The organism is Thermoflexus sp. (assembly GCF_042408365.1).
GTDB lineage: Bacteria > Chloroflexota > Anaerolineae > Thermoflexales > Thermoflexaceae > Thermoflexus.
This window is the reverse complement of the sequence record NZ_JBHOQJ010000004.1, coordinates 1-4,575: the sequence shown is the minus strand read 5'-3', so window position 1 is coordinate 4,575 and position 4,575 is coordinate 1. Positions and strand designations below refer to the sequence as shown.

Annotated in this window: 4 protein-coding genes; 3 read left to right on the top strand and 1 reads right to left on the bottom strand. The window is 64.0% G+C overall.

Features of this window, described 5'->3' with window-relative positions:
- Window positions 1-61 precede the first annotated feature (61 nt).
- The gene (locus ACFMO5_RS00110) at window positions 62-796 is read right to left on the bottom strand and encodes a creatininase family protein (RefSeq protein WP_376790738.1); all 735 of its coding nucleotides are present in this window, start codon (window positions 794-796) and stop codon (window positions 62-64) included.
- Between the two features lie 162 nt (window positions 797-958).
- Here ACFMO5_RS00110 and ACFMO5_RS00105 point away from each other — a divergent pair, with 162 nt between their 5' ends.
- The 3 genes from ACFMO5_RS00105 to ACFMO5_RS00095 all read left to right on the top strand — a co-directional run bounded on the left by ACFMO5_RS00105 (window position 959) and on the right by ACFMO5_RS00095 (window position 4,472).
- Window positions 959-2,914: a GMC family oxidoreductase N-terminal domain-containing protein gene (locus ACFMO5_RS00105; protein WP_376790737.1), complete on the top strand. Its 1,956-nt coding sequence runs from the start codon at window positions 959-961 to the stop codon at window positions 2,912-2,914.
- Window positions 2,911-3,336 (top strand): hypothetical protein, encoded by a 426-nt coding sequence (locus tag ACFMO5_RS00100; protein WP_376790736.1) that lies wholly within the window; start codon window positions 2,911-2,913, stop codon window positions 3,334-3,336. Before ACFMO5_RS00105 ends, ACFMO5_RS00100 begins: the two co-directional genes overlap by 4 nt.
- Before the next feature lie 134 nt (window positions 3,337-3,470).
- On the top strand, window positions 3,471-4,472 hold the full coding sequence (locus ACFMO5_RS00095) for a tocopherol cyclase family protein (protein WP_376790735.1): 1,002 nt from the start codon (window positions 3,471-3,473) through the stop codon (window positions 4,470-4,472).
- Window positions 4,473-4,575: the final 103 nt, after the last annotated feature.

Sequence of the window (4,575 nt, the reverse complement as noted above, 5' to 3'; positions counted from 1 at the left end):
GGGCGCCTTTGGCGCCCCGCTCCGCCCCCAAGTCCCCACGCGAAAACCCACCGCGCCGCTCCTATAAGGATTGAAGGGCAAAGCGAAGGACAGCTACAATCCGCTCGACGATCCCATCGATCAGGGCTGCCCCCTTCTCCGGCGTGGACAGCGTGGCGTCCCCCAGGACCCCCGTCTGGGTGATCTCAGACCATGGAACGGGACGATAGAGAAAATCCGGTGGGAGGCGAGGGACCTCTCGGACCGCCCGGTCCATCCGCACAGCTTCAGGGGCCACATGCAATACCATGGAGGTCTCGATCTCCTCAGCGTGGAAATAGCCTCCAGGCAACGGACGGGAGGAACAGACCCGTGAGGCGATCTCGCTCAACCCCGGATAAGTGAAAATATACGTGAGGGGCCCGTTCATCTGATAAAGCCGACGGGCGGCCATTTGAAGCGCCGCTCCGTTGCCGATATGACCATTGATGATGGCCCAGATCTCCACCCCCTGGCGTCGCAAGCTCATGCCTAAATCCACCAACACGCTCGCCAGGGTCTCTGTCGAGATGGTCAGAGAGCCCGGGAAATCCTGGAGAGACCACACTTGACCATATGGGATGAGGGGCAACAACACACCCCCAACCTGTTCAGCCACCCGCTCGGCGATCGCCACCGCCAGTATGTTATCGGTGCCAGTGGGCAAATGCGGACCGTGGGCTTCAATTGCCCCGATCGGCAAAATGACGAGACGCTGCTCCTTCAAATGTTGCCGCGCCTCCTCTCCGCTCATGTTCTCCCATCGAAGAAGCGCCATCGTTCTCCCTCCGCTGGGGGTTGAGGACTCCACGAACGCTTCGATTATAAGCCGCCTCCTCAGCAGCCCCCGGGCGCGTTGAGCGATGCCGGAGCGCCTGTTTCCTGCGACGAAGGCAATACGATGAAGGCGCTTTCCAGTTAAAATGAAGAGGGGGAAGCCATGCGAGAACCGTCCGTGGAAGGGCGCAAGGGGACACCGGCCCGGGCGGCTCTGGAAGCTCTGGCGGAGGCGCTTCTGCCTCCCGGAGGTTCGCCGGAGCCCGGCGCCGCGGACGTGGATCTGATGGAGGATCTGGAGAACCTTCTGGCCGGCTTCGCCCCTGAGGCGCGCCGTCGCGTGGAAGCGATGGCGATGACCCTGGAGTTCTCCGCCCTGCTCTCCGCCTATCTCCGCCCTTTCAGCCGGCTCCCCCTCAAAGCACGGGAAACCTTCCTGCAAGCTGCTGAACGCCGCTCCCCTCTCCGGCATGTGGTTGCTCCGCTGAAGATGTTGTGCGGGATGGTGTATTGCTCCAATCCCCAGATCGCTCCGCTATTGGGAGATGAGGGACGCCCCTTTAAGCCCCTTGAGGGCCCGCTCCCTCCACCCACTCCCCTGCCCGTCCGACAATATCCCGAACTGAGCCGAGATGAACATGAGATCGCCGATGTGGCGATCGTTGGATCCGGCGCTGGAGGCGCCACCGTCGCCGCGGAGCTGGCCCGGGCCGGCCTCTCCGTGGTGATCATCGAAGAAGGCCCTTTCGCCACACGGGAGGAGTTCCAAGTTCGCCCGCTCGAACGGGTGATTCGCCTGTATCGTGAGAACGGCCTGACCCATACCCTGGGTCTTCCCCCCATCCTGGTTCCCATGGGATGTGCCGTTGGGGGAACTACTGTGGTGAATTCCGGGACGTGTTTCCGCACCCCCGATTTCGTGCTCCATCAATGGGCCGTCCGCGAGGGGGTGCGAGATGTGGAGCCCGAGCGGCTGGCCCCCTTGTTTGAGGAAATCGAATCCGTCCTGAACGTCACCCCCGTGACCGATGACATCATGGGCCGTAACGGGGAGATCCTCCGCCGCGGCGCGGAAGCTCTGGGGGTGCGCCATGGCCCAATCCAGCGGCCCGTGCGGGGCTGCCACGGGAGCGGCCAGTGCGCCTTCGGATGCCCCCTGGACGCCAAGCAGGATATGCGGCTGACGATGCTCCCCCGCGCCGTTCAGGCCGGGGCCCGCCTCTACGCCCGCTGCCGGGTTGAACGCATCCTGCACCAGAACGGACGAGTCACCGGCGTGGAGGCGGTGATCCTGGATCCTCGGGGCCGGGCCACGCCCTATCGGTTGACCGTCCGCGCTCAGGCCGTGGTCATGGCTGCCGGGGCTGTCTTCACCCCATGGCTTCTCCTGCGAAACCGCATCGGGCCGCGCTCCCAAATCGGCCGTCACCTCCGGATCCATCCGGGGTGTGGAGTGGTGGGTCTGTTCGATGAGGAGATCATCGGCTGGCGCGGGGTGATGCAATCTTACTATGTAGACGAGTGGCTGGAGGAAGGGATCCTGTTGGAGGCCACTTTCCCGCCGCCGGGGGTGGGCTACAGCGCAGGGGTGCTCCCGTTCATCGGACATGATTATAAGGCGCGGTTGGCCCGGTACCGCCAGATGGCTGCCATCGGGATCCTGGTCTCCGACCAGGGCGCTGGCCGGGTGGTGGTCGGGCCCGACGGGCGGCCGTGGATGCGTTACTCCCTCCACACGGAGGATGCGGCGCGCATCCGGAAGGCGATCGCCGCCGCAGCCCGTCTGCTCTTCGCCGCGGGCGCTCGGGAGGTATATTCTGGGTTGCCCGGCTTAGAGGCCATTCGCTCGGAAACAGAGATCCAGCACATCCTCTCCCCCCGATGGCGGCCCGCTGACCTCATCCTCTCAGCTTACCACCCGATGGGCACCTGCCGCATGGGGGAGGATCCGAACCGATCCGTCACCGATTCCTACGGAGCGGTTCACGGGATGTCCAACCTGTGGATCGCTGACGCAAGCCTTCTTCCCTCTTCCCCTATCGTGAACCCTCAGATCACCATCATGGCCCTTGCCCTGCGAACAGCGCGCCGGATTTTGGAGACGTGGAGGAAGACATGAGCCCTACATCCCCGAGGACCTCCCAGGAGACCCTGGCGCGGAGCATCCTTGCCGCGCTCGCCCTGGCTTTCGCGATCACCGGCCTTGGCTTCCTGTTGTTCCCCGAAGGCGTCCTCCAGGGAATCGAGGCGCTCGGCCGTTCGGTCGGTTCCTTCCTTCCCCCCGCCGAGGGACGCTTCTGGCTGGTCCTGGCTTTCGCCTATATGGTCCTGGTGACTGTCATGGCCGGTTTGAGCGCTTGGGATCCTCAACGCTTCCGCCCGATGTTATGGGTCCTGGCCCTCGGCAAGTTGACCTCCTCGCTGACCGCCCTGGCGTTCTTCACGCTGGATCGCCCGGCGTTCGTCTATCTGTTGAACTTCCTGGTCGATGGAGGGATCGTCCTTCTGGTGGGAGCCTGTGCCTTGCTTCTCCGCGGATAACCTGGCTTCCCCTGCCCATCTGGGGAATTTTGGAGTGGGTGGGGCTTGCCCAGCCCAAGAGGGGGGCACGGTTGAGCGGTCAGGCTGTCCGTTTGTCCAAGGTCCAACTTCAAGACCTGGGGGGAGGAAGCACAATGCCGAACTCCGAGCAGGACAACCAGCTGCGGTGGGATGGGCGCACCCCTGGGTTCTATGAGGTCTATTATCTCAAGGCGAACGATCCGGCCCGCGGGATCGCCCTGTGGCTGCGCTACACGCTTCTCGCCCCTCAACGGGGCGATCCGGTGGCTGAGTTATGGGGGTTCTTCTTCGATCGGAACCATCCGGATCGGAACTTGGCGCTCAAGGCGATGTATCCGTGGTCCGAAGCCCACGTGGAGTCGATGCCCTTCCGGTTCGCCATCGGCCCGGCCGTGCTCACCCATACAGGCGCCCATGGGGAGATCGTCCGGAACGGGCGGCGGCTGCGCTGGGATCTCCGATGGGCGCCTAACCCGGCCACCGTTCACCTGCTCCCCTTTCCCTGGATGTATCGGGGGTCCTTCCCCCGAACGAAGGTCCTTTCCCCGAATTTCGACATCCGCCTTCATGGGGTTTTAGAGGCAGATGATCAACGCTATCCTCTGGCTGAAGCCCCGGGTCAACAAGCTCATCTCTGGGGCACCCGCCACGCCGAACGATGGATATGGGGACATTGCAACGCCTTTGCGGAGGACACCAGGGTGGCCTGGGAGGGGTTAAGCGCTCAGGTGGCGCTCGGCCCCCTTCGGCTCCCCATGCTGACTCTCTTCGTCCTACGGGTGGACGATCGGTGGATCTTCCTGAACGGACTGGGGGCCCTGGTCCGGAATCGCGGCTCGGGAGCTGTGGGGACATGGCGGTTCATCGGGTACGGCCCGGGCCTGCGGATCGCCGGGGAAGCGAAGGTTGCGCCGGAGCACATTGTGGGAGCGATCTACACGGACCCGGACGGGAGCCAACGCTGGTGTCACAACACCAAAGTGGGGGATCTGACCTTAACGATCGATCAGCGATCTGGAAGGGTCTGGCGCCCGATGACCCTCACCGCCCTCGGGACATGCGCCCTGGAATGGGTGGGGCGGACCCCAGATCCCCGCGTGGCGATCTGGGTTTAGGGGCGGGACGTTCAGCCGCGTCCATCCCGGTCGGAAAGAAGAGGGTCTTTTTTCAGTGTAGGGATTTTGGGGTGGGTGGGGCCGCCTTCGGCGAGATCGGAAG

Coding starts and splice junctions, on each gene's coding strand:
- ACFMO5_RS00110 (WP_376790738.1), bottom strand. CDS start 796: ATGGCGCTTCTTCGATGGGAGAACATGAGCGGAGAGGAGGCGCGGCAA.
- ACFMO5_RS00105 (WP_376790737.1), top strand. CDS start 959: ATGCGAGAACCGTCCGTGGAAGGGCGCAAGGGGACACCGGCCCGGGCG.
- ACFMO5_RS00100 (WP_376790736.1), top strand. CDS start 2,911: ATGAGCCCTACATCCCCGAGGACCTCCCAGGAGACCCTGGCGCGGAGC.
- ACFMO5_RS00095 (WP_376790735.1), top strand. CDS start 3,471: ATGCCGAACTCCGAGCAGGACAACCAGCTGCGGTGGGATGGGCGCACC.